Origin of the sequence: Modestobacter sp. VKM Ac-2982 (assembly GCF_026967935.1) — a bacterium.
Taxonomy (GTDB): Bacteria; Actinomycetota; Actinomycetes; order Mycobacteriales; family Geodermatophilaceae; genus Modestobacter.
Genome location: NZ_JAPVBL010000004.1, coordinates 180,743 through 202,599, shown reverse-complemented (window position 1 = coordinate 202,599; position 21,857 = coordinate 180,743). Strand labels below are relative to the sequence as shown.

Genomic DNA, 21,857 nt, shown 5'->3' with positions numbered 1-21,857 from the left:
GTAACGTCGAACCGGTCCGCCGCCCAGCCGCCGCGGCCCCGCCGCGGTCGCTCCCGTCCTGCCGCGCCCACGCTGCCAGCCCCTGGAGAGTCCGTGCTGATCCTCACGCCGACGCCGCTGCAGACAGCGGCCGAGCGTGCGTTCTTCGCCGAGCTCGCGGGCTGGGACACCGGCAGCGGCGTCCGGGGTGCCGTCATGGCCTCGCTGCCGGTCACCGAGGGCCCGATGCAGCGCCGGCAGTCCGACGCGGTGCTGTTCGTGCCCGAGGGCGTCGCCGTCGTCCGGGTCGTCGAGGTGGAGCGCCAGTCCGGCGTCGTCACCGCCGCACCCGAGGGCGCCTGGACGATCGGGCCCGGCGACGGGCCCGGCGAGGTGCTCCAGCTGGCCGGTGGGGGCTCCAACCCGCTCGACGGCCTGATGCGGTCGGGGATGCACGCCGCGGTGACCCTGCGCAAGGCCGGGATCGAGCCCGGGCGGATCGCCCGGCTCACCGTCCTCACCGGATCGGTGACCGGGCTGCTGCCGGCGGACGGCGACCTGGGCGAGGGTGACCAGGTCGCCCTCCTGGAGCCCGGCTCGCTGCAGCTCGGCGTCGCCCGCGCGGCCCGGCACGCGGGCACGGACAACCCACGACTGTGGACGACGGCCGACGTCCGCGCCGGCATCGAGGCCCTCGGCATGGCCGGCCGGGTCCCCACGGTCGAGGAGCTCAACGGCGAGGGCTTTCCCTACTCGCCCTACGTGCTGCGCCGTCCGGACCTGCTGACCCCCGCCGCGCTCAACGCGGCACCCCGCCGGACCACCGCCGCGGCACCGGCACCCGCGCCGCAGGCCAGACGCGCAGGCGGCGAGGGCGGGCCGCTGGTCGACCCGGCAGCCGCTGCCCGGATCGCCGCCGCCGCGGTCCAGGCGCAGGAGGCCGCTGAGCGGAGGGCCGACGCGTCCGCCTCCGCCGCCGTCCCCGCCGCGGAGGCAGCACCTGCTCCCGACGCGCCGCCGGCCCGCCCCGGCGACACCATGGCGCTGGTCCACGAGCCGGGCGGCCCCCCGGCCGAGGACACCGGCGGCCTGGGCGGGCTCTTCGGCACCCCCGAGGCCGGCGCGGGACCTGCTGAACAGCGGCCGCGCGAGCTGCCACCGGAGCTCCGTCCCCGTCCGCAGGCCCGCCCCCTCCAGCCGGCGTCGGGCAGCAGCGCGACGACCGCCGGGGGCGGCTCCTCCCGCCGCCGCCAGGTCCTGCTCGTGGCGGCGGTGCTGGCGGTGGTGGCGCTGCTCACCGTCGTCGGTGTCCTGGCGCTGACCGAGGACGACGGTGACGCGGGGACGACGACGGCGGGTGCGACCGCCGGAGCCGCGCCCACCACGTCGGCGCCCCCGGGCCCCGTCATCGGCTCCACCGCAGTCGTCAACGGCACCACCTTCACGCTGCAGGTGGCCGAGGAGGACGCGACCTGCAACGGGCACGCCTACGACGCCGTCGCCGGGTTCTTCGCCAACAGCGACTGCACCGACCTGGACCGGGCGCTGTGGTCGGCGGAGGTCGACGGCCTGCCCGCGGTCGTCTCCGTGGCCCGGGTGACCATGCCCGACGCGGCCAGCGCCCAGGCGCTCCGCTCGCTGACCGACACCGACGGCAGCGGCAACGTCAGCGACCTGCTGCGCGAGGGGGTGCGGTACGACGGCGCACCCGAGCGGCTGTCCAGCGCCCAGTACGCCAGCAGCCAGCAGGGCTCCACGGTCACCATCGTGGAGACCTCGTGGGCCGGGGCCCAGGCGGGCGCCACCTCGGGCCTGGACGCGCTGGCCAGCGCCGGTCTCTCGCTCCCCGGCGAGGGCGTCACCAACTGAGGCAGCGCCGTCAGCTCGTGGCGGCGGCCATGGCCATCCCGGCCAGCAGCTCGGCCATCGCCGGGCGGGCGACCCGGCCCGCGCTGTGCGGCGTGGAGTTGATCAGCCCGAACAGTGCGTGCGCCCGGGCCCGGCAGGCCGCGGTCGAGGCGCCGGGGTGGACCCGGGCGAGGACGGCGACCCACTCCTCGACGTAGCGCCGCTGCAGCTGCCGCACCTGGCGGGCGTCCCGGTCGGTCAGCGCGCCCAGGTCCCGGTCCTGCACCGTGATCAGCGCGGGGTTGTCCAGGGCGAAGTCGACCTGGAACTCCACCAGGGCGCGCAGCTGGTCGACCGGTGAGTCGCCGGCCGCCGCGATCCGCTCGGTGCCGCCGGCCAGCAGCCGCTCGCTGATCCGCAGCAGCATCTCGGCCAGCATGGCGTCCTTGCTGGCGAAGTGCCGGTAGATCGCCGGGCCGGTCACGCCCACGGCGGCACCGACGTCGTCGACGCCGACCGAGCGCGAGCCGCGCTCGGCGAACAGCTGGGCGGCCGCGCGCAGGATCTGCTCCCGGCGGGACGGGTTCGCCGCGTCGCTGTGCAGGGCGCTGTCCTGCTGGGACGTCACGGCGTCAGGTTAATGGCCGTTCACACTGGACCGGCACTGTGAACGGTGGTTAACCTCACTCCCGTGGACGCACCGGTGCTGCCCAGTGCCCCGTCGGCCGACCCGGCGGTGGCCGGCAACGCCGCGCACCACGCCGGCCTGGCCGCCGCGCTGGCCGCCCAGCTGGCCCGGGTGGCGCTCGGTGGTGGCGAACGGGCCCGGCAGCGGCACACCGACCGCGGCAAGCTGCTTCCGCGCGAGCGGGTCGACGCGCTGCTGGACCCGGGGAGCCCGTTCCTCGAGCTCTCGCCGCTGGCCGCGCACGGGCTGTACGACGACGAGGCGCCGGCCGCCGGGATCATCACCGGGGTCGGCAGGGTGGCCGGGCGCGAGGTCGTCGTCGTCGCCAACGACGCCACCGTCAAGGGCGGCACCTACTACCCGATGACGGTGAAGAAGCACCTGCGGGCGCAGGAGGTGGCCAAGGAGAACCGGCTGCCCTGCATCTACCTGGTCGACTCCGGCGGGGCGTTCCTGCCGTTGCAGGACGAGGTGTTCCCCGACCGCGAGCACTTCGGCCGGATCTTCTTCAACCAGGCGAACCTGTCGAAGGCGGGGATCCCGCAGATCGCCGCCGTTCTCGGCTCGTGCACCGCCGGCGGTGCCTACGTGCCGGCGATGAGCGACGAGGCGGTCATCGTCCGCGGTCAGGGGACGATCTTCCTGGGCGGCCCCCCGCTGGTGAAGGCCGCGACGGGGGAGGAGGTCAGCGCCGAAGACCTCGGCGGCGGCGACCTGCACTCCCGGGTCAGCGGGGTCACCGACCACCTCGCCGAGGACGACGCGCACGCGCTGCAGATCGTCCGGCAGATCGTCGGCACGCTCGGCCCGCGCGAGCCCCGGCCCTGGGACGTCGAGCCGGTCGAGGAGCCCGCCTACCCGGCGGAGAGCCTGTACGACGTCGTCCCGGTCGACACCCGCACGCCCTACGACGTCCGCGAGGTGATCGCCCGGCTGGTCGACGGCAGCCGGTTCGCCGAGTTCAAGCCGCTGTACGGGTCGACCCTGGTCACCGGCTTCGCCCGGCTGCACGGGCACCCGGTGGGGATCATCGCCAACAACGGCGTGCTGTTCGCCGAGTCGGCGCTCAAGGGGGCGCACTTCATCGAGCTCTGCGACCGGCGGAAGACCCCGCTGCTGTTCCTGCAGAACATCTCCGGCTTCATGGTCGGCCGCGACTACGAGGCCGGCGGCATCGCCAAGCACGGCGCGAAGATGGTCACCGCCGTGGCCTGCGCGCGGGTGCCCAAGCTGACCGTCGTCATCGGTGGCTCGTTCGGCGCCGGCAACTACTCGATGTGCGGTCGGGCGTACTCGCCCCGGTTCCTGTTCACCTGGCCCAACGCGCGCATCTCGGTGATGGGCGGGGAGCAGGCGGCCAGCGTGCTGGCCCAGGTCCGCCGGGACCGGCTCGGGGACGACTGGAGCGCCGAGGACGAAGAGGCGTTCAAGGCGCCGATCCGGGCCCGCTACGAGGAGCAGGGCCACCCGTACCACGCCACGGCCCGGCTCTGGGACGACGGCGTCATCGACCCCGCCCAGACCCGCACCGTGCTCGGGCTCGCGCTCTCCGCGTGCGCTAACGCCCCCCTCGAGGAGGTCGGCTATGGCGTCTTCCGGATGTGAGCCCCGGAGGGGCCAAGATCGCGACTTTGGCCCCTCGACGGGGTCAGCCGGCGGCGCCGGCGATCGCGGGGGCCATCGGGTCGGTGCCCTCGGGCTTGACCTCGCGCAGCACGTAGTCCTCGATCTGCTCCACGTCGTGGGCCGAGCGGCGGACGACGGCGAGCAGGTCGCTCATCTTGCTGACCTCCTCGACCTGCTCCTTGATGAACCACTGCATGAACTGGTCGGAGGCGAAGTCGTTGTGCTGCCGGGCGACCGCGGTGAGCTGGTTGATCTGCTCGGTGACCCGCTTCTCCTGCTCCAGGGCCAGGGCGACCGGCGCGACGACGTCGGCGAACTCCGTGATCGGGGCGGCGATGCCGGGCATCTTGACCGGGGCGTCGGCGTCGAGCAGGTAGCGCACCATCATCATCGCGTGGTCGCGCTCTTCGCCGGCCTGGTCGAAGAAGAGCTGCGCGGTCTGCGGCATGGTCAGCTCGTCGAAGTAGATGGCGCAGGCCACGTACTGCTGGTGGGCGGCGAACTCGTGGCCGATCTGGGCGTTGAGCAGGTCGATGAAGGCATCGGCGGCCATCGGGACTCCTGTAGGTCGCAAGGTGACGTCCCTGGAACGGTAGCGGGCGACACGCCGTACCCGTGGACGGGTCGGCAAGGCATGGCTAACCTCACCGCGTGGGGAAGTCGGCGAAGATGCCCAAGAAGAAGTGCTGCGTCGACAAGCCGCGGTGTGGTCGTTGTCCGCTGCGCGCGCTCGCCGAGGGCACGCTCCCGCCCGGCTACACGGTCAAGAAGCGCCGGCTGGTCAAGGCCACCAAGGCCGACGTCGCCCTCGCGAAGAGCACCCGCAAGGCAGCCTGACCCCGCCTGGGGCCAAAAGCGCGATCTTGGCCTCTCCCGTGGGGGGTGCTAAGCCGTGTTCGAGACCGTCCTGGTCGCCAACCGCGGGGAGATCGCCGTCCGGGTCATCCGGACGCTGCGGGCGATGGGCATCCGCTCGGTCGCGGTGCACAGCGAGGCCGACGCCGGCGCGCTGCACACCCGGCTCGCCGACATCGCCGTCCCGATCGGCCCGGCGCCGGCCACGCTGAGCTACCTGTCGATCGACCGGGTGCTGGACGCCGCCCGGCGCACCGGCGCGCAGGCCGTGCACCCCGGCTACGGCTTCCTCTCCGAGAACGTGGAGTTCGCCCGCGCCTGCGAGAAGGCCGGGATCGTCTTCATCGGTCCACCGGTCGCCGCCATCGAGGCGATGGGCGACAAGATCCGGGCCAAGCAGACCGTCGCCGCGGCCGGGGTGCCGGTGGTGCCGGGCCGCACCGAGCCGGGCATGGACGACGCCGCGGTCGCCCGGGCCGCGGTCGAGGTGGGCTTCCCGGTGCTGCTCAAGCCCAGCGCCGGCGGCGGCGGCAAGGGCATGCGGGTGGTGCGCGAGCCGGCCGACCTGGCCGAGCAGATCGCCGGTGCCCGTCGTGAGGCCCGCAGTTCCTTCGGCGACGACACGCTGCTCGTCGAGCGGTACCTCGGCCACTCGCGGCACATCGAGGTGCAGGTCTTCGGCGACACCCACGGCACGGTCGTCCACCTGGGCGAGCGGGAGTGCAGCCTTCAGCGCCGGCACCAGAAGGTGATCGAGGAGGCGCCGTCCCCGCTGTTGTCCGAGGCCCAGCGCGAGGCGATGGGTGCGGCGGCGGTGGAGGCGGCCCGGGCGGTCGGCTACACCGGCGCCGGCACGGTCGAGTTCATCGTGGACGCCGACTCCCCGCAGGACTTCTTCTTCCTGGAGATGAACACCCGGCTGCAGGTCGAGCACCCGGTCACCGAGTGCGTCACCGGGCTGGACCTGGTGGAGCTGCAGCTGCGGGTGGCGGCCGGTGAGCGGTTGCCGATCGGGCAGGACGACGTCCGGCTGACCGGTCACGCCATCGAGGCGCGGGTGTACGCCGAGGACCCCGCGCGCGGGTTCCTGCCGCAGGCCGGGGAGGTCGTCGGGCTGGTCGAGCCGGCCGGCGCCGGCATCCGGGTGGACAGCTCGCTGCGGGTCGGCGGCGTCATCGGCACCGACTACGACCCGATGCTGGCCAAGGTGATCGCCTGGGGCCCGGACCGGGAGACCGCCCGCGCCCGGCTGGTCACCGCACTCGGCGACACCGCCGTCCTCGGGGTGGCCACCAACACCGGCTTCCTGCGCGACCTGCTGACCGACCCCGACGTCGTCGCCGGCCGGCTGGACACCGGGCTGATCGAGCGCCGCGGCGACGCGCTGACCGGTGCCCGCCCGACCCCGCCGCACGTCCACGCGGCAGCCGCCCTGGCACTGCTGGCGGAGGCCGAGCCGCGCGGTGCGGTGGTGGACCCGTGGGCGGACACCTCCGGGTGGCGGCTCGGCGAGCCGGCCTGGACGGTCCGCCGGCTGCAGGCGCCCGGCGCGGACCCGGTGACCGTCCGGGTGTGCGGCCGCACCACCGCCGCGCAGGTGCGGGTGGGGGACGGCGAGCCGATGGCCGCCCGGGTCGCCCGGGACGGCGACCAGCTCAGCGTGACCCTGGACGACGTCACCACCCGCTACACGGTGGTGCACGCCGGCGGGACCGTCTGGCTCGCCGGCGACGGGCACACGGTCGGGCTGCGCGAGCACGAGCGGCTGGCGACGGCCGGGACGACGGCCGGGTCCGATGGTGCGGTGTCGGCACCGATGCCCGGCACGGTCACGGTCGTGCAGGTGTCCCTCGGGGACCAGGTGGAGGCAGGAACCCCGCTGCTGGTCGTCGAGGCGATGAAGATGGAGCACGTGCTGACCGCCCCCCTCGCGGGCACGGTCACCGAGCTCCCGGTGACGGCCGGCCAGTCGGTCCGGCTCGACGAGCGGGTGGCCGTGGTGACCCCACCGGCGCCCGGCGAGGAGGAATGACCGTGCTGGACTACCGGCTCGACGAGGAGACCGAGGCGCTGCGGAAGGTGGTCCGCGAGTTCGCCGTGGAGGTCATCGCACCGCAGATCGGCGGGTTCTACGAGCGCGACGAGTTCCCCACCGACATCGTGCGGCAGATGGGCGAGCTGGGCCTGTTCGGCCTGCCGTTCCCCGAGGAGTACGGCGGCTCGGGCGGTGACTACTTCACCCTGTGCGTGGCGCTGGAGGAGCTGGCCCGCGTCGACAGCTCGGTGGCGATCACCCTGGAGGCCGGGGTGTCGCTGGGCGCGATGCCGATCTTCCGGTTCGGCACCGAGGAGCAGAAGCAGCAGTGGCTGCCCCGGCTGTGCGCCGGTGAGGCGCTGGGCGCCTTCGGGCTGACCGAGGCCGGTGGCGGTTCCGATGCCGGGGCCACGAAGACCACCGCCCGGCTCGAGGACGGCGAGTGGGTGATCAACGGCTCGAAGGCGTTCATCACCAACTCCGGCACCGAGATCACCGACCTGGTCATCGTCACCGCGGTCACCGGCACCAAGCCCGACGGCGGCAAGGAGATCTCCGCGATCATCGTGCCGTCGGGCACCCCGGGGTTCGCCGTCGGCAAGCGGTACGCGAAGGTCGGCTGGAACGCCTCGGACACCCGCGAGCTCGCCTTCAGCGACTGCCGGGTGCCCGCGGAGAACCTGGTGGGGGAGCGGGGGCGGGGGTACGCCCAGTTCCTGTCGATCCTGGACGAGGGCCGGATCGCCATCTCCGCGCTGGCCGTGGGGTTGGCCCAGGGGTGCGTCGACGAGTCGGTCAAGTACGCCGGGGAGCGGGAGGCGTTCGGGCAGCCGATCGGCCGCAACCAGGCGGTGCAGTTCATGATCGCCGACATGGAGGTGCGGGCCTCGACCGCGCGGCTGGCCTACTACCGGGCGGCGGAGAAGATGCTGCGCGGCGAGCCGTTCAAGCGGGAGGCCTCGATCGCCAAGCTGTACAGCTCGGAGATGGCGATGGAGAACGCCCGCTACGCCACCCAGGTGCACGGCGGGTACGGGTTCATGACCGAGTTCCCGGTCGGCCGGTTCTACCGGGACGCCAAGATCCTGGAGATCGGCGAGGGGACGAGCGAGGTGCAGCGCATGCTGATCGCCCGCTCCCTCGGCCTCGGCTGAGTAGTACAGTTTCTCGTACCACTTGCCGATGGAGGTCTCGTGTCCGTCACCGCCAGCGAAGCCCGTCAACGACTGTTCCCGCTCATCGAAGAGGTGAACGACGACCAGGTCGCGGTGGAGATCGTGTCGAAGAAGGGGACGGCGTTCCTCGTCTCCGCGGATGAGTACCACTCGTTGAAGGAGACGGTGCACCTCCTCCAGTCGCCGGAGAACGCCCGGCGTCTCCGGGAGAGCCTCGCCGAGGCAGCCGTCGGCCGAGTGGAGCCGCACGAGCTCATCCCGTGAGGATCGTCTTCACCACCCACGGGTGGGAGGACTACACCAGCTGGGTGGGAGACCGGAAGGTGCTCCTCCGCATCAACCGCCTCCTCGACGAGGCCACGCGTGATCCCGGTGCGGGGGCGGGCAAGCCCGAACGGCTCCGGGGAGACCTCTCCGGGTGCTGGTCGCGCCGGATCGACCAGCAGCACCGGCTCGTCTACACCGTGCAGGGCGACGACCTCGTCGTCCTCCAGGCCCGTTACCACTACTGACCCCGTGCGCCTGGACTGAGGGCGTCGCCGTTCCGGTACGTCCCGGGTCGGGAAGTTGATCTAGATGCTTCACGTCCGGCTGGTGCGGCGTACACAGCGCGGACACCAGTCGGCCACAGCCGCTCGACAGCGTGCCTGGGGCGGTGGGACCACCCACCGCCCCAGCACCGTCGAAGGGCACCTCCCATGCACCTGCTCAGATCACGGCCCGCCCCCCGCGGCGCCAGCCCCACCCGGACGGCGTGCCTGCGCGCCGTCGCCGGTGTCGGGGTGGCGGCCACGGTCGCCGGTCTCGCCACCGCCGGTGGCCTGGTCACCGCCGGCCCGGCGGCGGCCGCACCGGCCGAGGCGGCACCCGGGGCGGCGGCCGCCACCGAGCCGGCCTCCCGGTTCACCCTCGCCGTCCTGCCGGACACGCAGTTCTACTCCCGCTACGCCGAGTCGGAGTTCGAGCGGCCCGACCGCTACGGCGACGGCAACAACCCCTTCGCCGCTCAGACCGAGTGGCTGGCCGAGCACGCCGACGAGCTGCGCATCCCGTTCGTCGCGCACCTCGGCGACGTCGTCGACCAGGTCAACCAAGAGGGCGAGTGGCGCACCGCCGACGCCGCCATGCAGACGCTGGAGGACGCCGACCTGCCGTACTCGGTGCTGGCCGGCAACCACGACGTCCGGAACTCGGCGAGCAACTGGTTCGACGACCAGTACGACCTGGCCGCCGAGCCCTTCCTGCGCTGGTTCGGCCCCGACCGCGCCGCGGAGCAGTCCACCTACGGTGGCAGCGACCCGACGGGGATGAACCAGTACCACGTGTTCGAGGCCGAGGGTCAGCAGTTCATGGTGCTGGCGCTGTCCTGGCGGGCCTCGGACGCCACCCTGCGCTGGGCCGACGAGGTGATGGCCCAGCACCCGACCGTGCCGGTCATCCTCACCTCGCACGACATCATCGGCATCCAGGACGACGGCGTCTCCCCGCAGGAGACCGGGTACGGCCTGCGGCTGTGGGACCAGCTCATCAAGGGCAACGACCAGATCTTCATGACGCTGAACGGCCACTTCCACGGCGCGACGCAGCTGGTCAAGCAGAACGACGCCGGGCACCCGGTGACCCAGGTCCTGATGGACTACCAGATGGCCTACGAGGGCGGGAACGGCTACCTCGGGCTGTTCGAGTTCGACCTGACCAACGACACGATCTCGGTGCAGACCGGCTCGCCGTGGGTGGTCGCCAAGCCGCAGGAGAAGCTCACCTCCTACGACCAGGCGTTCCTGGAGGGCCCGGGCCAGCAGTTCACCGTGGACATCGACTTCGAGCAGCGGTTCGCCGGGTTCAACCCGGCGTTCACCGCGGGCTCCGCGGACGAGCCGTCGCTCACCCAGGCGGCCCGCGACATCCTGCTCGACGGCTTCGTCGCCCCTGACCCGATCACCACCTCGCTGCCCGGTTCGACGAGCGACTACCCGGTCGTCGAGGGCACCCTGGCGCACTGGCGGATGAACGGGCGCAACGGCGTGGTCGCCCAGGGCGGGGTCATCCGCGACGTCGCCGGCAACAACCGGAACAACCTGATGCGCGTCCCGATCGCGCAGTCCGGGTCGCCGACGGCGCAGCTGGGTGACGTGCGGTTCACCGACGACGCGAACCCGTTCTCCTCCGACGGTGCGGCCGTCTGCTTCGCCAACTCGAGCAAGCAGACCGACCGGTACAGCTACCTGACGACCCGGTCGGACGCCCCGGTGAACACCGCTGCCCTGGCCGACGGGTACACCGTCGAGACGTTCCTGAAGATCGACGACAGCTGGACCCAGAGCGACAACGCCTGGATGAAGGCGATCGTGCGGTCGGGCAACCGCTCGGAGATCGGCGTGCCGCGCACCCGCTGGGACTGGACGGCGTCCCCGGTGGCCCTCGGCCTGTCGAACCTGAAGGAGTTCCAGTGGACCGAGGTGCCGATCGACACCGCCAAGGGTGACCGGACCGCGTGGTCGGGCGAGATCATGGTCGACACCTGGGTGCACGTCGCGGTCGTCAACGACCCGGCGACGGCCACCACGACCATGTACGTCGACGGCGCGCCGGTGCTGCGGAACGCCTCGGACACCGTGGGCCACGGCCTGGACGGCGCGATGCCGTGGCTGTTCGGTGCCGACTGGGTCGACGACCAGGCCACCAACGGCTGGAACGGCTGCATCGGGGAGACCCGGGTCGTCGACCACCCGATCGGCCAGGACGAGTGGCTGACCGCACGGGTGGACCTCGACGGGCTGACCGTCACCACCCCGGCGCCGGACGCGACCCTGTCGCGGACGGTCACGGCCAGCGGCACCGGCACGCCCGGGGCAACCGTCACGGTGCAGGCGAACATCGACCGCACGGTCACCGTCGGCGCGGACGGCGTCTGGCGGGCGAACCTCGGGACGCTGCGCCCGGGCACGCACGAGCTGGTCGCGCGGCAGTCCATGGGCGACCGGTCGGCCGATCCGGTGACCGTCTCCTTCACCGTCGCCGGCCGGTGATCCCCGGGCGCTCGGCTCGGCACCGAGCCGGCCGCTGAACGCAGTGGGGGGTGCGGACCACGGTCCGCACCCCCCACTGTGGTCCGAGCCCCGGGCTCAGCCGACCGGGGCCGGGCGCCGGCCGCGCTGCACGGCCAGCACCCCGACCACCGCCACGACCACGCCGATCACCGGCGGGATGCCCCAGCCGGCCTCGTTGCTCGCCCAGGCGGCGAGCGAGGCCACCACGTAGACGGCCAGGTTGCGCCACTCGACGCCGGGCAGCAGCGCCGTCGCCCCGGTCATCCCACCCCGCCACCGGGCCAGGAAGTCACCGATCACCACGCCGCCGAGCGGGGGGACGAGGATGCCCAGCCAGACCAGGTAGTCGATGAGGTTGTCGTAGATGCCGGTGACGGCCAGCAGCGTGCCCAGGACGACGCCCCCGACCACGAACGGCTTTTTCGACCGCGAGTTCGCGATCTCGGCACCGGCGACGCCGAAGTTGTAGGCCGTGTTGTCGTTGGTCGTCCAGAGGTTCGCCACCAGGAAGACCAGCCCCCAGCCGACCAGGCCGAGCTGGTAGAGCACCAGCACGAAGTCGCCCTCGCCGAACGCCACGGCGCCGATCGCCCCGAAGCCGAGCATCAGCAGCTGGCCGAGGAGGAAGGCGATCAGGCAGGCCCAGAAGCCCGCCGACGGGGTGCGCGCGAAGCGGGTCCAGTTCGGCGCCTGGGTGCCACCGGAGGCGAAGGTGCCGACGACGATCGTCACCGCGACGGCGACGGTCATCGTCTCGGTCGGCACGATCGCGGTCAGCCCGCTCCAGCCGCCCACCTCCTCCAGCGACCGCCAGGTCACCCACCCGGCCAGCGCGAGCAGCAGCGGGACCGAGACCAGCGACAGGGCGTACATGCCCTTGTAGCCGAAGTAGGCCGTCGCGCCCATCACCGCGCCGCCGACCACCATCAGCGCCACCTCCGGCCCGCGCCCCTCCCAGCCGAGGGCACTGGCGGTGAGCTGGGCAAGAGTGGCGACGGTGACCCCGTACCAGCCGACCTGGGTGCCGCCGAGCAGCAGCGAGGCGAGCTTCGCCCCCCGCGTGCCGAGGGTGTAGCGGCACATCATCACCGTGGTCAGCCCGGTGCGGGCGCCGATCCCGCCGATGACACCGACGTAGACGCCCAGGACGGCGCTGCCCAGCAGCAGCACCCAGATCAGGCTGGTGGCCGGGAAGGCCGCCCCGATCTGTGCACCGGCCAGCATCGTCGGGGTGAAGAAGGTGAACCCGAGCAGCACGACGGACAGCGAGAACAGCGACCGGCGCGCCGACGTCGGCACCGGGTCGATCGGGTAGTCCGGGTCGACGGCGTCGGCCGGGGACTCCGCCCGGCGGCTGGTGCTGGCGCTCATCGGGCTGCCTCCGTCCCGGCGTGGGGAGCGGCGGTGTCCTCGCCGATGTCCTCGTTCCAGAGTGCGGGCTGGGCGGCGATGAAGTCGGTCATCAGGTCGATGCACCCCGGGTCGTCGAGGACGACGACCTCCACGCCGTGCTCGGCGAGCCAGTCGTGCCCACCGGAGAACGTGCGGGCCTCACCGACGACGAGCCGGGTGATGCCGAACTGGCGCACCAGCCCGCTGCAGTACCAGCAGGGGGACAGCGTGGTCACCATCGTGGTGCCGCGGTAGGAGGGCCGGCGGCCGGCCGCCCGGAATGCCGCCGTCTCGGCGTGGACGGAGGGGTCGCCGTCCTGCACCCGTCGGTTGTGGCCGCGGCCCCACACCTCGCCGTCCGGGCCGATCAGCGCCGCACCGATCGGCACCCCGCCGGTGGCCAGCCCGGCTCGGGCCTCCTCCAGCGCCACCGCCAGCCAGGCGCGGTCCTGGTCCTGCTCGTGCTGCGTGGGGCTCATCTGCGTGGTCCTCCTCGTGGCGCCGGCGCCGCGCGGTGGCGGGCTCGGCACGAGGGTCGCCCTGCCGACACCGCTGGGCAATGAGCAGACCGTCAGGGATCATCGCCCCGGTCCCTGACGATCTGTCCAGCCCGGAGGCTGCTCGTGGCGCTGACACTGGCCGAGTTCCTGCTGCTGCCGTCGGTGCGGCAGGCCAGGCCGGAGGTCGCCGTCCCGCCCGCCCAGCTCGGTGCGGCCGTCCGCTGGGTGCACTCCAGCGAGATCTACGAGATCGGCCCCCTGCTCTCGGCCGGGGACCTGCTGCTCACCACCGGCCTCGGGCTGGCCGGGGCGGACGCCGGTGCCCGACGGCACTGGGTCCGCGAGCTGGCCGCACGCGGGGTGGCGGCGGTCGCGATGGAGCTGGGCCGGTCGCTGCCCGACCTGCCGGGCGAGATTCTGGACGAGGCCGCCCGGCAGGGCCTGCCGCTCTACCTGCTGCGCCAGGTCGTCCCCTTCATCCGCATCTCCGAAGAGGCCAACGGCGCGATCCTGCACGCCGACGCACCCCGGCTGCGGATGGCCGACCAGGTGGTGCACCAGGTGCACGCCGAGCTGGCCGCCGGTGGCGGCACCCCGGCGGTGGTCGGCTGCGCGGCCGCCGCGACCGGTGGCCCGGCCGCCCTGGTCACCCGGTCGGGCCAGGTGGTCGCCGCAGCGGGTGTGCGGGACCAGCGGGCCACCGAACGGCTGCTCCGCCGGCCCGCCGCGAGCTCGCCGGTGCGCATCTGGGACGTCGACTGGGGGTCGGTGCTCCTGGGTCCGGGGCCCGGCACCGACCTGCCCGGGCTGCGGGTGCTGGCCGCCCGGCTGGCGAGCGTGGCGGCGGTGGCGGTCGGGCAGTCGGGCACCGGGTCGCCGGGGGACCTGGCGGCGCCGCTGCTGGCCGACCTGCTCGCCGACGCCGTCCCCGGGGTGCGGGAGCTGCTGGTCCGCGCCGGGCTGGCGCGCTTCCACCCCTCGCCGGACGCGCGGGTGCTCGGCATCGCCGCGTCCTCGCCTGATCCCCGGCAGGTGCTGGCCACCTGGACCCGCGTGGCGGTGACCCACGACCTGGAACTGCTCGCCGACCGGGTCCGGGGCGAGGCCGTGGGGCTCGTCGCGGTGCCGCCCGCCCCGGACCGGCCCGACCCGGCCGGGTGGCTCGCGGGCGCCCTGCCGTCGGCCGGTGCGGTCACCACCGTCGGGCCGGAGGTGCCGGTCGCCGACGCCGGCCGGTCGCTGCGGGAGGCGCACGACGCCCTGCCGGTGGCCACGCTGCTCGGCCGGGGCACCGCGGTGACCCGCGACCTGGCCCTGTTCCGGCTGCTGGGGAGGTTGGACGACCGGGCGCTGACCCTGCTGGTGGACGACGCGCTGGCGCCGCTGCTGAGCTGGGACGCCGCGCACGGCAGCGACCTGGTGGAGACGCTGGCCGTCCACCTCCGGCACGGCGGGAGCAAGACCCGGACCGCCGAGGCGCTGCACGTGCAGCGGCAGTCGCTCTACCAGCGGCTGGCCCGGATCGAGGTGCTCCTGGGGCGCCCCGTCGACGACCCGACGTCCCACGAGCACCTCGTCCTCGCCACCAGCGCCCGCGCGCTGCTGGACGCACGGATCGCCCAGCAGCACCCGCGACGTCGCCGGCCGGGGTCTGGCTAGGCGGTGACGTCGATGAGCACCTTGCCGACGGCGCCGTCCTGCACTGCCTGGTGGGCGGCCGCCGTCTCGGCGAGCGGGTGGACGTGCAGCGGCAGCCCGGCGTCCTCGCCGACCCGGATCGCGCCGTCGAGCACCGCGGCGTTGACGTCGCCGACGGCGATGTCCTTGGCCCGGGTGGGCTCGGTGTAGACGAGCACGAACTGCCAGCGGGCGTTGGGCACCATCTGGGAGCGCACCGGGACGGTCACCTCGGCGCCGCCGTCGTCGGCGTACATGGCGACCGCGCCGTGCATCGCGACCAGCTGGGCGTCGACGGCCGCGTTCTGGGCGGCGGAGACCTCCACGATCGAGTCGACGCCGTTCGGCGCGATCTTGCGGACCTCGGCGACGACGTCCTGGGAGGTGTAGTCGATGACGTGGTCGGCACCGGCCCGCGCGGCCAGCTGGGCCTTCATCGGGGAGCTCACCGTGGCGATGACGGTGGCCTCGGCCCAGCGGGCCAGCTGGACAGCCGCGTTGCCGACTGCGCCGGCGCCACCCTGCACCAGCACGGTGCGGCCGTTCAGCGAGCCGGGGGAGAGCCGGTCGGGCAGCGACTCGGCGATGGTGAGACAGCGGTGCGCGGTCAGGAAGGGGATGCCGAGCGCGGCGCCCAGTTCGAAGGAGGGATCGGCGCCCAGGAGCACGGTCTGCCGGGCCGGGACGACGGTGTACTCGGCCGCCGTGCCGTGCGGCCGCTGCCAGGCGGCCTCCCAGATCCACACCCGTTCGCCGACGAGCACGGGGTCGACGCCCTCGCCGACCGCGTCGATCGTGCCGGCGCCGTCCTGGTTGGGCACCTGGCCGTCGGGGCCGGGCTGGGCGGTGCTGCGGGACTTCCAGTCGGTGGGGTTCACGCCGGAGAAGGCCAGGCGCACCCGCACCTCACCGGGACCGGGGTCGGGGGTGGGGCGGTCGACGAGCTGCAGGACGTCGGGACCGCCGGGCTGGGTGTAGGTGATGGCTCGCACGATCCCCTGCTACCCGCAGGTTGCCGGTCTCACCATCGACGGTCATCGGCCCTCCTGCAGGGGCCCGCCACGAGCCTGCGAGTGGTGGGGGGCAGGAGGGTCCTTCGTCAGCTGGCGCGGCGGCGGAGGCGACGACGCTCGCGCTCGGAGAGCCCGCCCCAGATGCCGAAGCGCTCGTCCATGGTCAGGGCGTACTCCAGGCACTCGGCGCGGACGTCGCAGCCGGTGCAGATCTTCTTGGCCTCGCGGGTGGAGCCGCCCTTCTCCGGGAAGAACGCCTCCGGGTCGGTCTCGGCGCACAGCGCGCGCTCCTGCCAGCTCTGGTCCTCGGTGTCCATGCCCGGGAAGCCGGCGTCGAAGACGTCGGCCATGCCCAGCACGTCCTGGCCGTAGGTGACCGGCGCCGTCTCGGCAGCAGCAGTCCGGTAGTCGCTCATCCACGTCACGTCAGCCATCACGATGCGTCCCCCTGCGTCTCGTTCCGGCGTCCCGCGGTTGCGGTTGCCGTTTCGTCACCGTCGGTGACGTCGAGGGGAATTACACGGGGGTGGTTCCCCAGGCGTCAAATGTCGGGCAGATGACGCCGGACCCCGTCAGTCACTGCTGTCCCACTGACCTCAGGAGGATGTGGAGATCGGCACGACACGCCGTGTCCAGGGTCAGGTTCTGCCCACCGGGGGGATCCGGTTCGTCCAGATCGAGATCGGCCGGGACCGCACGATCTGGACGAACCGGACCCCGTTCGTCCACCCGTCCGGCGAGGTCAGAACCGGGCGAGCTCGGCAGCGAGCGGTCCCAGCCCCAGCGGACCGAGGTCCAGGACGTCGCGGTGCCAGCCCTTGAGGTCGAAGGCCGCGCCGGCGCGTTGTTCGGCCTGCGCGCGGCAGGTCAGGAACACCCGCTCGCCGACCTTGTAGGACGGCGCCTGGCCGGGCCAGCCCAGGTAGCGGTGCAGCTCGTCCACCCGCATGGCGTCCTCCATGTCCACGTGCGTGCGGAGGAAGTCCAGGGCGATGTCGTAGGTCCAGCGGTCACCGGCGGCCCGGCCCGGCGGGATCGGCAGGTCCAGGTGCACGCCGATGTCCAGGACGACCCGCGCGGCCCGCAGTTCCTGGGCGTCGAGCATGCCCAGCCGGTCACCCGGGTCGTCCAGGAAGCCCAGCTCGCCCATCAGCCGCTCTGCGTACAGCGCCCAGCCCTCGCCGTGCCCGGAGCACCAGCACAGCAGCCGCTGCCAGCGGTTGAGCAGGGCGGCGTTGTGGACGGTCTGCCCGATCTGCAGGTGGTGGCCGGGCACGCCCTCGTGGAAGACCGTGGTGGTCTCCCGCCAGGTGGTCATGTCGGTGACGCCGTCGGGCAGTGACCACCACATCCGGCCCGGCCGGCTGAAGTCCTCGGTCGGGCCGGTGTAGTAGACGCCCTCGCCGGAGGTGGGCGTGAGCCGGCCCTCGATCCGCTTCACCGGGCCCGGGACGTCGAAGTGCACGCCGTCCAGCGCGGCGATCGCCCGGTCGGCCGTGTCCTGCAGCCAGACCTGCAGTGCGTCCCGCCCGCGCACCTGCCGGGCCGGGTCGGCGTCCAGGGCGGCGATCGCCGCGGCGATGCCCTGCCCGGGGGCGATCTGCTCGGCGACCGCACGCTTCTCCGCGACGACCCGGGCCAGCTCGGCCCACCCCCACGCGTAGGTCTCCTCCAGGTCCAGGTCCACGCCGGTGAAGAGCCGGGACTCCAGGGCGTACCGCTCGCGGCCGACGCCGTCGGCCTCCGGTGCGCGGGGGAGGAGCTCGCGCTCGACGGTGTCGGCGAAGCTCAGGAGCGCCGCGTCCACCCCGGCCACGGCCCGGGCGAGGTCGGTCCGCAGCGCATCACCGACCTGGGCCCGGCCGGTGAACTCGGCGTAGAAGCCGGGCCGCCCGGCGGCACCGGCCCAGCGGCGGGCGATGCCGGCGGCCAGCCGCACCTGGCGGGCCGCGGAGACCCGGCCGTGGTCGGCGGCATCGATCAGCCCGGCCACGTAGCCGGCCACGGCCTCGGGGAGGGCGGTCAGCCGGCGGGCGACGGTGGCCCAGTCGTCCTCGGTCTCGGTCGGCATCAGGTCGAACGGCGTGCGGAAGTCCTGCAGCGGGCTCTCCATGCTGTTGAGCGCGGCCTGCGTCCAGCCGGCGTCGCGCAGGGCCAGCTCGGCGCCGAGCCGCTCGAGCATCGCGCTGCGGGCGACGTCGTCCCGCCGGTCGACCGGCTCGATCGCCTGCACCTGGGCGATCGTGCGGCGCAGCAGCTCGGCGCTGGCTGCCTGCCCGCCGGGGGTGAGGTCCGGCCAGCGGTCGTCGTGCCCGGGCACGCCGATGTAGGTCGCCACGGTGGGCTGGTCGGCGGCGTAGGCGTCGACGAAGCGGTCGGCCAGCTGGTCGAGGGGGGACGGCGGTCGCACGGGCTCGCTCACGCCGGGGACGCTAGCTGCGCCCCCGCTCCCGTGCAGCCGAGATCAGTCGTCGGCCCCGCTGCTCTGCGGCAGCAGCGAGGGCAGGTTCACCACGATCGCCTCCTGGCTGCTGCGGGCGATCAGCACCACGGCCTCCTCGTCGCTGAGGTTCTCCTCGCGGTGCGGCGTGTACGGGGGCACGAAGACGTAGTCGCCCGGCCCGGTCTGCAGCCGCACCTCCTCGCCGTGCACGGCGAAGACGAACACGGGATGGCCGCGCAGCACGTGGATCGCGGTCTCCGAGTCGCCGTGGTGGTGGTCGCCGGAGCCGGTGTGCGGAGGCACGTGGGTCTCGCCCATCCAGAGCCGCTGTGCCCCGACCGACACCGCCGAGATCGCCTCCCGCCGCGCCATGCCGGAGGTCTGCGCGGTCTCCTCGGACAGCTCGCCGGCGCGGACGTGCCGCAGCGGCTGGTGCCAGTCGTCGGGGGTGTCCTGCTGCGATCGGGTCACGGTGCTCCTCCAGTGGATCGGGACGTCGTCCCCATCTTCACCGAATCGGCCTCCCGGTGGACGGGACGTGCATCCACGGCGTGACCGGGTAGGGGGTGAGCCAGAGCACGTCCTGCTACGAGGAGGAACGACGATGAGCACGAAGGTCGAAGAGTCGATCCAGGTCGACGTCCCGGTGCGCACCGCCTACGACCAGTGGACGCAGTTCGAGGACTTCCCGCACTTCATGGGCGGGGTCAAGGAGGTCCAGCAGCACGGTGACCAGCGGCTGCACTGGGTCGCCGAGATCGCCGGGGTGAAGCGGGAGTGGGACGCCGCGATCCTCGAGCAGGTCCCGGACCAGAAGATCGCCTGGGCCGCCACCAGCGGTGCGACCAACGCCGGCGCCGTCCGGTTCGAGCCCGCCGGGCCGGCCTCCACGATCGTCCACCTGACCCTGGAGTACGAGCCCGAGGGCGTGGTCGAGCAGGCCGGCGACAAGCTCGGCATCGTGAGCCGGCAGGTGAAGTCCGACCTGAAGAAGTTCAAGGACCTGATCGAGGACGAGGGCTACGCCAGCGGTGCGTGGCGCGGGTCGGTCCGGCCCGGGATGGGCGCCGGCACACCCGGTGTCGAGGAGGCCGCGTCCTCCCGGGGGGACAGCGGCAAGGCCGGGGTCTCGGCGAAGGCCGTCGTCGCCGGGGCCGCCGCGGTCGCCGGCGCGGCAGCCGCCGGCGCGGCCATGGCCGGCTCGAAGAGCGGGTCGCAGTCCGAGGAGAGCGGCGCCCAGCCCGAGCGGTCGGGTGAGGTGCCGGCCTCGCCGCCGGTGGCCGCCACCCAGCCGGCGGCCGTCCCGCCGCCGGTGACCGCCACACCGCCGGCCGAGGCGGTGCAGGCCGAGGTGGTGCAGGCCGAGGTGGTGGTGGAGAAGCCCGAAGGCGGGGCCCGGGTCACCCCGGCCGAGGAGGACGGCACGACGACCGGGCGGGACGACGGCGAGGAGCCGATGATCGCCGGCGGCCACCCCCGCTGACCTGTGCGGCGGGAGGAGGGGCCGCCCGGCCCCTCCTCCCGCACCTGCGTCGTGGCGCGGACCGGCGCGCCGACGACCTCTTGACAGCCCCGGGGGGCTCCTCGAACCTTCGAGTCACGTGACACGTGTCACCCACTCAACGACGAGGACCTCCGCATGGCATCTCGCAGCGTCCCTGCCCGCCCGCCGTCCACGCCCCGCCGGCGATCACCCGCCGGTGGACGGGACCGCCTCGGTCGCCTGCTGGCCCTGGCCCTGCCCCTGGGCCTGGCGTTCACCGCCGTCCCGGCGACCGCGAGCGCCGCTCCGCCCGGCGACCGGCCGGATGGAGGCACGGTCGACCTCGGTCCGAACGTCACCGTCTTCGACCCGAGCATGCCGGTCGACCAGATCCAGGCGACCCTCGACGCCACCTACGCCCAGCAGGTCGACGACGAGATGGGCACCGACCGGTACGCCTACCTCTTCGAGCCGGGCACCTACGGCACCGACAGCGACCCCCTGCAGATCAAGGTCGGTTACTACACGGAGATCTCCGGGCTCGGTGCCTCGCCGTCCGACGTGCTGATCAACGGCAAGGTCGAGACCTACAACCGCTGCCTCGCACCGGACAACTGCATCGCGTTGAACAACTTCTGGCGCACCGTCTCCAACCTGACCATCCAGGTCAACGGCACCGGGCAGGACGCCTGCCGGGCGCCGACGAACTTCTGGGCCGTCTCCCAGGCGGTGTCCATGCGCCGGGTCCAGGTGCAGGGTGGCGACCTCTCGCTGATGGACTACTGCACCGCGGGGCCGCAGTACGCCAGCGGCGGGTTCATCGCTGACTCGACCGCCGGCACCGTCATCAACGGCTCGCAGCAGCAGTGGTTCACCCGCAACAGCGTGATCGGTGAGTGGACCAACGGCGTCTGGAACCAGGTCTTCGCGGGCGTCGAGGGCGCGCCGGACGACGCCGCCTTCCCGACCCCGCCGTACACCACGCTGGAGACCACCCCGGTGAGCCGGGAGAAGCCCTACCTGTTCCTGGACCAGGGCGGCCGCTACGCCGTCCGGGTGCCGGACGCCCAGCGCGACACCCGCGGCGTGAGCTGGGACGAGGGCATGACGGCGGGGCGCACGATCCCGCTGTCGCAGTTCCTGGTGGTGACCCCGGACACCGGGTTCGGGCAGATCAACTCCCAGCTCGCCCGGGGCGGGCACCTGCTGTTCACCCCGGGGGTCTACGACGTCGCGCACAGCCTCAAGGTCAAGCGGGCGGGCACCGTGGTCCTGGGCATCGGGCACGCGACGCTCACCGCCACCCGTGGGGTGACCCCGCTGGAGGTCGAGGACGTGCCGGGCGTGGTCGTCGCCGGGCTGACCATCGACGCCGGGAGCCAGCTGTCCCCGGTGCTGCTGCAGGTGGGGGACGGCAAGGGCCGGTCCCGGTCCGACGCCGCCGACCCGACGACGCTGTCCGACGTGTACTTCCGGGTCGGCGGCCCGCACGTGGGGAAGGCCGACGTCGCCCTGGAGGTGAACAGCGACCACGTGCTCATCGACCACACCTGGGTGTGGCGAGCCGACCACGGGGTCGAGGACTTCACCGCCGGCGTCAACGGCGACACCGACCGCTGGCGGACCAACGTCGGCCGCAATGGTGTGGTCGTCAACGGTGACGACGTCACCGCCACCGGCCTGTTCGTCGAGCACTTCCAGCAGCACAACACCATCTGGAACGGCGAGCGCGGCCGCGTCGTGCTCTACCAGAACGAGATCCCCTACGACCCGCCGTCGCAGGCCGACTGGCAGGAGCCGGACGGCACGCTCGGCTGGGCCGGCTACAAGGTCGGTGACCACGTCGAGCAGCACCGGCTGGACGGCGGTGGGGTCTACGGCTACCAGCGCAACGCCGAACCGGGCATCACCACCGAGACGGGGTTCGAGGTGCCGGTCACGCCGGGCGTGCAGCTGCACCACGTCATGACCGTCCACCTGGACGGGATCGGCGTGATCGAGAACGTGGTCAACGACGTGGGGGGCCGGTCGGACGCCAGCACCCAGGGGACACCGCAGTACGTCGTGGACTACCCGGGCTGACCCGTCGCCGG

19 protein-coding genes are annotated in these 21,857 nt (G+C 73.3%); 11 read left to right on the top strand and 8 right to left on the bottom strand.

What is annotated here, in order from left to right; translation table 11 throughout:
* Positions 1–93: 93 nt before the first annotated feature.
* Positions 94–1,848 carry a hypothetical protein gene (locus O2W20_RS15385; RefSeq protein WP_269171306.1) on the top strand — a complete coding sequence of 585 codons (1,755 nt, stop codon included), beginning with the start codon at positions 94–96 and terminating at the stop codon, positions 1,846–1,848.
* Positions 1,849–1,858: 10 nt separating this feature from the next.
* Here O2W20_RS15385 and O2W20_RS15380 read toward each other — a convergent pair whose 3' ends face one another.
* Complete coding sequence (locus O2W20_RS15380; protein WP_269171307.1) at positions 1,859–2,455, bottom strand: SACE_7040 family transcriptional regulator; 597 nt, start codon at positions 2,453–2,455, stop codon at positions 1,859–1,861.
* 63 nt (positions 2,456–2,518) lie between these two features.
* Between O2W20_RS15380 and O2W20_RS15375 the strand changes: the two genes are divergently transcribed.
* Positions 2,519–4,120 carry a carboxyl transferase domain-containing protein gene (locus tag O2W20_RS15375; protein WP_269171308.1) on the top strand — a complete coding sequence of 534 codons (1,602 nt, stop codon included), beginning with the start codon at positions 2,519–2,521 and terminating at the stop codon, positions 4,118–4,120.
* Between the two features lie 43 nt (positions 4,121–4,163).
* Here the strand turns inward: O2W20_RS15375 and O2W20_RS15370 are convergent, their stop codons facing one another.
* Positions 4,164–4,694, bottom strand: a complete 531-nt coding sequence (locus O2W20_RS15370) for a ferritin (RefSeq protein ID WP_269171309.1) — start codon at positions 4,692–4,694, stop codon at positions 4,164–4,166.
* Positions 4,695–4,792: 98 nt separating this feature from the next.
* On the opposite strand from O2W20_RS15370, the gene O2W20_RS15365 reads away from it, so the two are divergent.
* The 6 genes from O2W20_RS15365 (at position 4,793) to O2W20_RS15340 (ending at position 11,235) form a co-directional block, all read left to right on the top strand.
* Entirely contained in the window at positions 4,793–4,978 is a 186-nt protein-coding gene (locus tag O2W20_RS15365) for a hypothetical protein (RefSeq protein ID WP_269171310.1), read from the top strand.
* Positions 4,979–5,033: 55 nt separating this feature from the next.
* On the top strand, positions 5,034–7,028 hold the full coding sequence (locus O2W20_RS15360; RefSeq protein WP_269171311.1) for an acetyl-CoA carboxylase biotin carboxylase subunit: 1,995 nt from the start codon (positions 5,034–5,036) through the stop codon (positions 7,026–7,028).
* Positions 7,025–8,185 (top strand): acyl-CoA dehydrogenase family protein, encoded by a 1,161-nt coding sequence (locus O2W20_RS15355; protein WP_269171312.1) that lies wholly within the window; start codon positions 7,025–7,027, stop codon positions 8,183–8,185. Before O2W20_RS15360 ends, O2W20_RS15355 begins: the two co-directional genes overlap by 4 nt.
* A 39-nt stretch (positions 8,186–8,224) precedes the next feature.
* Entirely contained in the window at positions 8,225–8,470 is a 246-nt protein-coding gene (locus tag O2W20_RS15350) for a type II toxin-antitoxin system Phd/YefM family antitoxin (RefSeq protein ID WP_269171313.1), read from the top strand.
* Positions 8,467–8,718, top strand: coding sequence for a Txe/YoeB family addiction module toxin (locus O2W20_RS15345; protein ID WP_269171314.1), 252 nt, complete (start codon positions 8,467–8,469; stop codon positions 8,716–8,718). Before O2W20_RS15350 ends, O2W20_RS15345 begins: the two co-directional genes overlap by 4 nt.
* 186 nt (positions 8,719–8,904) lie before the next feature.
* Entirely contained in the window at positions 8,905–11,235 is a 2,331-nt protein-coding gene (locus O2W20_RS15340) for a LamG-like jellyroll fold domain-containing protein (protein ID WP_269171315.1), read from the top strand.
* A 96-nt stretch (positions 11,236–11,331) separates the two neighbouring features.
* Here O2W20_RS15340 and codB read toward each other — a convergent pair whose 3' ends face one another.
* On the bottom strand, positions 11,332–12,627 hold the full coding sequence (codB, locus tag O2W20_RS15335; protein WP_269171316.1) for a cytosine permease: 1,296 nt from the start codon (positions 12,625–12,627) through the stop codon (positions 11,332–11,334).
* Positions 12,624–13,127: a nucleoside deaminase gene (locus tag O2W20_RS15330; RefSeq protein WP_269171317.1), complete on the bottom strand. Its 504-nt coding sequence runs from the start codon at positions 13,125–13,127 to the stop codon at positions 12,624–12,626. The genes codB and O2W20_RS15330 overlap by 4 nt, the downstream gene beginning before the upstream one ends.
* Before the next feature lie 144 nt (positions 13,128–13,271).
* On the opposite strand from O2W20_RS15330, the gene O2W20_RS15325 reads away from it, so the two are divergent.
* Positions 13,272–14,807: a helix-turn-helix domain-containing protein gene (locus O2W20_RS15325; protein ID WP_269171318.1), complete on the top strand. Its 1,536-nt coding sequence runs from the start codon at positions 13,272–13,274 to the stop codon at positions 14,805–14,807.
* On the opposite strand, the gene O2W20_RS15320 is transcribed toward O2W20_RS15325, so the two are convergent.
* The 4 genes from O2W20_RS15320 to O2W20_RS15305 all read right to left on the bottom strand — a co-directional run bounded on the left by O2W20_RS15320 (position 14,804) and on the right by O2W20_RS15305 (position 18,752).
* Positions 14,804–15,817, bottom strand: coding sequence for an NADPH:quinone reductase (locus O2W20_RS15320; protein ID WP_269171319.1), 1,014 nt, complete (start codon positions 15,815–15,817; stop codon positions 14,804–14,806). The genes O2W20_RS15325 and O2W20_RS15320 overlap by 4 nt on opposite strands.
* A 107-nt stretch (positions 15,818–15,924) precedes the next feature.
* A complete protein-coding gene (locus O2W20_RS15315; RefSeq protein WP_269171920.1) occupies positions 15,925–16,188 on the bottom strand; it encodes a WhiB family transcriptional regulator in 264 nt (87 codons plus the stop codon).
* Positions 16,189–16,580: 392 nt separating this feature from the next.
* Positions 16,581–18,260, bottom strand: a complete 1,680-nt coding sequence (locus tag O2W20_RS15310) for a DUF885 domain-containing protein (protein ID WP_269171320.1) — start codon at positions 18,258–18,260, stop codon at positions 16,581–16,583.
* Positions 18,261–18,302: 42 nt separating this feature from the next.
* Positions 18,303–18,752 carry a cupin domain-containing protein gene (locus tag O2W20_RS15305; protein ID WP_269171321.1) on the bottom strand — a complete coding sequence of 150 codons (450 nt, stop codon included), beginning with the start codon at positions 18,750–18,752 and terminating at the stop codon, positions 18,303–18,305.
* A gap of 133 nt (positions 18,753–18,885) precedes the next feature.
* Between O2W20_RS15305 and O2W20_RS15300 the strand changes: the two genes are divergently transcribed.
* Complete coding sequence (locus tag O2W20_RS15300) at positions 18,886–19,764, top strand: SRPBCC family protein (RefSeq protein ID WP_269171322.1); 879 nt, start codon at positions 18,886–18,888, stop codon at positions 19,762–19,764.
* 156 nt (positions 19,765–19,920) lie between these two features.
* Complete coding sequence (locus O2W20_RS15295; protein WP_269171323.1) at positions 19,921–21,846, top strand: glycosyl hydrolase family 28-related protein; 1,926 nt, start codon at positions 19,921–19,923, stop codon at positions 21,844–21,846.
* The last annotated feature ends 11 nt before the right edge of the window (positions 21,847–21,857 follow it).

Excerpts from the sequence above, each read along its gene's own strand:
- O2W20_RS15370 (WP_269171309.1), bottom strand. The coding sequence starts at position 4,694 with ATGGCCGCCGATGCCTTCATCGACCTGCTCAACGCCCAGATCGGCCAC.
- O2W20_RS15355 (WP_269171312.1), top strand. The coding sequence starts at position 7,025 with ATGACCGTGCTGGACTACCGGCTCGACGAGGAGACCGAGGCGCTGCGG.
- O2W20_RS15340 (WP_269171315.1), top strand. The coding sequence starts at position 8,905 with ATGCACCTGCTCAGATCACGGCCCGCCCCCCGCGGCGCCAGCCCCACC.
- codB (WP_269171316.1), bottom strand. The coding sequence starts at position 12,627 with ATGAGCGCCAGCACCAGCCGCCGGGCGGAGTCCCCGGCCGACGCCGTC.
- O2W20_RS15330 (WP_269171317.1), bottom strand. The coding sequence starts at position 13,127 with ATGAGCCCCACGCAGCACGAGCAGGACCAGGACCGCGCCTGGCTGGCG.
- O2W20_RS15315 (WP_269171920.1), bottom strand. The coding sequence starts at position 16,188 with ATGGCCGACGTCTTCGACGCCGGCTTCCCGGGCATGGACACCGAGGAC.
- O2W20_RS15300 (WP_269171322.1), top strand. The coding sequence starts at position 18,886 with ATGAGCACGAAGGTCGAAGAGTCGATCCAGGTCGACGTCCCGGTGCGC.
- O2W20_RS15295 (WP_269171323.1), top strand. The coding sequence starts at position 19,921 with ATGGCATCTCGCAGCGTCCCTGCCCGCCCGCCGTCCACGCCCCGCCGG.